This is a genomic window from Mucilaginibacter sp. P4_G9 (assembly GCF_056400985.1).
Map to the genome: position 1 here is coordinate 22,415 of NZ_JBFUKF010000084.1, position 6,556 is coordinate 28,970.

3 protein-coding genes are annotated in these 6,556 nt (G+C 43.3%); 1 reads left to right on the plus strand and 2 read right to left on the minus strand.

Annotated features, from left to right (window positions below):
* Positions 1 to 304: 304 nt before the first annotated feature.
* Positions 305 to 2,800, plus strand: coding sequence for a M14 family metallopeptidase (locus AC1DPZ_RS09975; protein ID WP_477402827.1), 2,496 nt, complete (start codon positions 305 to 307; stop codon positions 2,798 to 2,800).
* 159 nt (positions 2,801 to 2,959) lie between these two features.
* Here AC1DPZ_RS09975 and AC1DPZ_RS09980 read toward each other — a convergent pair whose 3' ends face one another.
* The gene (locus AC1DPZ_RS09980) at positions 2,960 to 5,416 is read right to left on the minus strand and encodes a TonB-dependent receptor domain-containing protein (RefSeq protein ID WP_477402828.1); all 2,457 of its coding nucleotides are present in this window, start codon (positions 5,414 to 5,416) and stop codon (positions 2,960 to 2,962) included.
* A 477-nt stretch (positions 5,417 to 5,893) separates the two neighbouring features.
* On the minus strand, positions 5,894 to 6,556 hold a 663-nt coding region (locus AC1DPZ_RS09985), incomplete at its 5' end, for a hypothetical protein (protein WP_477402829.1).

Genomic DNA, 6,556 nt, shown 5'->3' on the forward strand with positions numbered 1-6,556 from the left:
ATTACAAAAATATAAAGGCACATGGCGGGATGTTCAAAAGGATAACAAAGGCATACGTAAGGTGATTGCAAGGTGTTGAAAAGGTGCATGAAAGGTGTGGGTTGGGTGCTTCATAGGCATATCTGAAACGGCGAAGCTCTTATCGAAGTTAATCTGCATATCTGCCCGGTCAAAACGGCGATGCCCCCAACGAAGTTAATCTGCGACTCTGTAATTGTAACAATCTACACACTCGAAATCTGCATACCTGCGCATTTAAAATAAATTCTGCATATTAGCGTATCTCTTATCCTACGCATATATCATGGTAAAAAAACATTTACTCTTTTTTGTTTTTGTCAGCTTCTTCTGTTCGGCCTTTGCTCAAAAAATACAATCACCCGAAGAGTTTTTGGGCTACAAGCCGGGCGAGCAGTTTACCCCCCACTATCGTATCGTTGAATATTTTAAATACATAGCCCAGGCATCAAAAAATGTAAAGTTGCAGCAATTTGGCACTACCAACGAGGGACGGCCGCTGCTGGCTATGTTCATTGCATCCGACGAGAACATTGGCCGGCTGGAAGAGATCCGTCATAATAACTTACGTGTAGCAGGGATCGAAAACGGTCCTCTGCTTGCAAATGCACCCGTAATTACCTGGTTAAGCTACAATGTACATGGTAATGAGCCTGCATCAAGCGAGGCGGCTATGTGGACTTTATATGACCTTGTTGATCAAACAAATACGACCACCCAGGCATGGCTTAAAAATACATTAGTGGTTATCGACCCCTGTTTAAACCCCGATGGGCGCGACAGGTACGTTAATTTCTATAACTCGGTAAAGGGAGCTTTGCCTGATGCTAACCCAACATCGCGTGAACATGCCGAACCATGGCCGGGCGGGCGGGTGAATCATTACTATTTTGATCTTAACCGCGACTGGGCATGGCAGCAACAAAAAGAAACCCAGGCCCGTGTAGGCTTATTTAACCAATGGCTGCCACAGGTACATGTTGATTATCACGAGCAGGGGTACAATGCCCCGTATTACTTTGCCCCGGCAGCCGAGCCGTACCATAGAGATATTACCCAATGGCAACGCGATTTCCAGGTTACCATTGGTAAAAACAACGCTAAATACTTTGACCAAAATGGCTGGATGTATTTTACCAAATATGAGTTCGACCTGCTTTACCCTTCGTATGGCGACACCTACCCCCTATACAATGGCTCAATAGGGATGACCTATGAGCAGGGTGGCATCAGCGCCGGCTTGGCGGTTGTTACCCGCAGTGGCGATACCCTTACCCTTGCCCAGCGCGTGGCTCATCACCATTCAACAGGTTTAAGTACTATCGAAACAGCATCGGCCAATGCGCAAAAACTGAAAGATGAGTTTAAAAAGTTTTTTGATAACAGCCACGCCAACCCGCCGGGCGAGTACAAAACCTATGTTGTTAAAAACGATAACAACAATAAAATAAACGCTATGGCCAAATTGCTTGCCCGCAACGGGATACAATATGGCTTTGGATTAGGCAATAAAGCGGTTACTGGTTATAACTATATAACCGGTAAAACCGAGCAGTATACCGTGGGGCCTAATGATCTTGTGGTAAATGCCTATCAGCCTAAAGCCGTGTTGCTGCATGTGTTGCTGGAGCCCAGAACTTTTATTCCTGATTCAAATACCTATGATATTACCGCGTGGTCGCTCCCTTATGCTTTTGGCTTAAAGGCGTACGGTGTTAAGGAATCATTTAAACCGGCAAGCGCCGAATGGAGCATTGTGGCGCCCAAAGCTTTGGTGAATACCCACGCTTACGCTTACGTATCGGCATGGCAATCTGTTGGTGATGTAAAATTCCTGGCAGCATTGCTTAAAAAGAAGATAAGGGTGCGTTACTCCGAAAAACCATTTGATGCAGCCGGGAAGCATTTTGCACCAGGATCATTATTAATAACCCGCGCCGGTAATGACCGGGCCGATTTTGATCTGGCGGTTACCCAAACCGCCGCCGGGCTTAACCAGGAGGTTACGCCATTGTCATCAGGATTTGTTGATAAAGGATCTGATCTTGGTTCAGATGCAGTAAGGTATATTCGCCAGCCTAAAGTTATGCTGGTTGCAGGTGATGGCATAAACTCCGAAGCGATGGGAGAGGTGTGGCATTTTTTTGAGACACAGTTGGGCTACCCCATTACCCTGGTTAGATACCAGGATATTGGCCGCACGCGTTTGGCCGATTTTGATGTAGCTGTTTTTCCTGACGGCAGGTACGATGATTTTCCATCAGAGAAACTGCAGAATTGGATCCGCGATGGAGGGAAGCTTATTGCCGTAGATAATGCTGTAGCATTACTCGTTGATAAAAAAGGCTTCCTGATAAAAAAGAAGGAGGATAAAAAAGATGACAAGGATAAAGACAAAACCGTTAAAATTTATGGCGATCGTGATCGCGATGCCATCCGCGGTATGATTCCCGGCGCCATATTTAAACTTAACCTTGATAATACCCATCCGCTTGGTTTCGGTTTGCCCGATTACTATTATTCATTAAAACTAAACGATGATATCTACGAGCTTTTTGGCGGCGAAGACGGCTGGAATGTAGGCACTATTAAAAAAGACAGCTATGTATCGGGTTTCGCGGGTGCGCAAGCCAAACAAAAGATCAATAATGGCTTGCTGCTTGGTGTGCAATCCATGGGCCGTGGCTCGGTAGTTTATATGGTTGATGATCCATTGTTCCGCAGTTTTTGGGAAAATGGCAAACTGCTATTTAGCAATGCTGTGTTTATGGTTGGGCAGTAAAGCGCAGCCCCCCAGCCCCCTGAAGGGGGAGTTTTTGATTTGCATATTGGCAAATAATGCTCATATGCATTATAGTATATAAAATCAAACGGCCTTGCTCAGTTAAGCAAGACCGTTTGGTTTTCAAAGCTCCCCATTCAGGGGGCCGTGGACTGCGGTCTAATTATTCCCCTTCACTCTACCTTTTTCGTCATCGGCGCCGCTGCGGTGCTGGCGAACCTTTATTGAATTGTTACCAAAGTTGTAGGTGAGCGTTAACCTTCCAACCCTCGTGTCATTTCGTTGCCTGATGGTGAAATTGTTGTTGAGTGCGTTGCTGTTCAGGTTATTACGGCGGATGTTAAAAATATCGTCACAGGCAACCTTAATATTAAGCTTCTTATCCATAAACGATTTGCTTATGCCCAAATCTACCGAGTAGCGGGGCCTTATTTTGTAAATGGCATAAGTTAATGCCGATTGATAATCGCCCATGACTTCTAAACGCGCCCCCGCAAATTTAAAAGTCTGTGTCATCCGGGCCTGGTATGCCCATTGCCCATCTTTAAAATTAAAGCCGGCCAGCGTGTCTGATTTAAAGCCCAGGTAAAATGCTGTTACGTTAATATTGCCTTCCCACCATTTGGTGATAGTAAAGGGGGTGTTGATATTGGCGTTATAGCCTGTTTGCGTTTGTAAATTTGCATTGGTTTGAAACGTCTTTTTACCTTCGGTTAATATCAGTTCTGTTATGGCATTAGTAGTGTGGCTGTAGCTCAGGCTCACATTAACAGTTTTATTATAAGTGTAGTTAAATTCAAAATTTTGAGTGTATTGCGGGTTAAGAAACGCATTACCCTTACTAAAGGTAATAGGGTCAAGGTAATAAATGAAGGGGTTAAGATCATCATATCCCGGGCGGTCAATACGGCGGCTGTAGGAGAAGCTGATCTCGTTTTTATCGTTTAATGTGCGGTTAATAAACACGCTTGGAAAAAAATTTAAATAACTGCGGGTTACCGGTGTGCTACCCAATAAATTGCCGTTTGATTTAGTTTGTTCGGCGCGGAGGCCCAATTGGATAGATGCTTTCTTGAATTGTTTATTAAGATTGATATAACCTGCGGCAATTTTTTCGTCGTAAATAAAGCGATTCGTTCTGGAAGCATCAGGCCCATATAAATTGGTAACGCTATCCTGTTTTTGCGCTTGCAGGTCATTGTCGGTTTTTACATTACTGTATTTTGCACCAGCTTCCAGTTTTATGGTTTTGGTTAAGGGCTTGGTATAATCAATCTTGGCTGTATATATGGTTATAGTTGATGGCGTTTGATTGCTGAGGTTTAAGGGGGCATGTTGTTTAGTTCTATCTTGTTTAAAATAGTCTGTATAATAAAACGCGTTTGAGTTATTTCTGAATTTGGAATAGTCAAGGTCGATGCCTAACTCCTGCCCGCTGGTATCAATCTTAAGTCTGTCATTAAGGTTAAGTGCAAAGTTTTTATAGGTTTGTTTTATTACCGATGTAGTACGCAATGATGAGTCGGCAACGCCAAATTGTTTACCAAAGATAGTAGATGTGCTGTTGTTGTCGGTTTCGCCGTTGGCGTAGCCGCTTACCACAAAACCAATGGCATGTTTGGAGGTAAGGTCATAATCGGCACCCAGGCGGTAGTTATTATAATGATTTGACCCCGGCATGTGCGAATCCTGGTTAATATAGGTTTTATTTCCCAGTGAGTCAGTAACAACGCGGTCAAGCAGTAAATCATGCCCGCGTTTTCTATCGCCCCGGCTAAATGTGCCAAACACATTAAGGTTGCCGTCTTTATGGTTAAGGTTTAAGCTGCTGTTATCTCTCCAGTATTTTCCTTTGGCAACACCTACGGTAACACTACCATTGGTACCCGATTGGGTGTTCTTTTTTAGTTTAATGTTGATGATGCCGGAGTTACCTGCCGCATCGTATTTAGCCGATGGGTTGGTAATGATCTCGATAGATTTGATGGTGTTGCCATCTGTTGAGCGTAGCAGGGTTGCCAGCTGCGCGGCAGTAAGATAAGTGAGTTTATCGTTTATCATTACGGTTACACCTTGTTTACCTTTAAGGCTAATGTTATCATCCTTGTCAACGGTGACGCCGGGGGCTCTTGCCAGGATCTCCATGGCTGTATTGCCCGCTGCAAGAACRCTATTCTCTACATTCATTACCGTACGATCAATCTTGCGTTCTATCAACGGTTTGGAAGCAGTGATATTAACCGTTTTCAGGGTGTTGTTCCCCTGTTGCAGGTTTAAAACCGGCACCGCTATATTTGCTGAATTTCCGGTAATGGTAAATGGCTGGCTGATGGCTTTTGTATAGCCAACTACAGTAGCTTTTATCAGGTATTTGCCCGTTGGTACTTTATCAAAGGAATAAACACCATTGTCGTTACTTAAAGCTCCTTTAACTACGGTTGAGTCTGATGCTTTGATGATGCTTACACTGGCGTAATCAAGGGGTTTACCCTGATCGTTTACAAGGGAGCCGGATACTTTGGCGCTGCCGGTTTTGCCGGTCTGGCCAAAAGATACACTCCAGCTGATAACTACAAGCAGGAACGTATATAATATATGGTTGATTTTAGTTTTCATTGTTGTGTTGTTAAAATGTTTGGGCAGTACAAAGCCATTAAGGAAAATGTTCCTTTTAAAAATTGTGTAAATAAGTTGTCAGGTGTTTTGGCGCTTAGCCTTTAGCGTGTTTAGTAATTATTGTATATAAGCAGTTTGTTTCATAGTGTATCAGTTTTAGGGACGATGCTAATGCTGTAACCTTGTAAGCCCCGGTCTGTAATTTGTGCGTCTTTTTGTATAAGATGCACAATAGGGGTGATTGGTTACAGAGAAATTAAACTTTTTAATGCAGGGAAGATGTTTTGGGCCATACCGATTATGATAGCCTGACCTAAAGAGTAGTTACTATTGGCAGAAGCTAAAGATGCAGGTTTAACAAGAGTTGGGCTGGCGGCACAGAATGKAATGCTGTAAAAAGGAATAATAAGCCCGCTAAATAATAGCAGGCTTATATATTTTATCAAGGCTCTCATATAGGTAGGTTCGGGGTAAGTACTATTGATCTGCGTTTTTAATGCTGTCTGCTACTTCTTGTTTTCTGAGACTATCAATTGTAGCTTGTGGAACGGGTGGTGTTTTGCACTCTAAGCCATTTGCCGTCATCACAAATACCGAACCATTAGGGTTAACCGGCTTGTTGTTTTGCCCGCAATCATAAAGGTTAAAACCCATGTTCCTATCAAGCTTGTTGTCAATAACCAAGATTGAGTTTATAGGAACTTTTAATGTAATATATAGCTTTTGACCACGCCATTTGGTCCCTGCAAGCCTTTCCAGCCGGCGATCGAATTTTATTACCGAATCTTTTTGGGTAAAACGGTAGCTGATGTTCCGTGCATTGATCAGTGCATCCTCATCGTCGCGGCCCCTTGCAGTAAATGATTCAACAAGCACGGGTTGCGGAACATCACTTTTTTCTATATTAATGTTCACCGGTTCTGTGCCAAAATCATCGTCGCCATTAAAATCATCATCTAAAATTATCATACCATTAAAACGCTCTTTGATGCGCAGTCGGGTACTATCCTCATTGCTTAAATATTTGGCATCATTAAGTTGCAGGTAATAGGTGCTGTTTGGTGTTGCTTTAATGTTGATAGTCTTGCTCATTTTTGCCCCTTCTCTAAAATCGGCCGAAGCCCTTACGCCGTAGTAAAC

Bases quoted from the DNA above. Each gene is read 5' to 3' on its own strand.
- AC1DPZ_RS09975 (WP_477402827.1), top strand. From the start codon at position 305: ATGGTAAAAAAACATTTACTCTTTTTTGTTTTTGTCAGCTTCTTCTGT.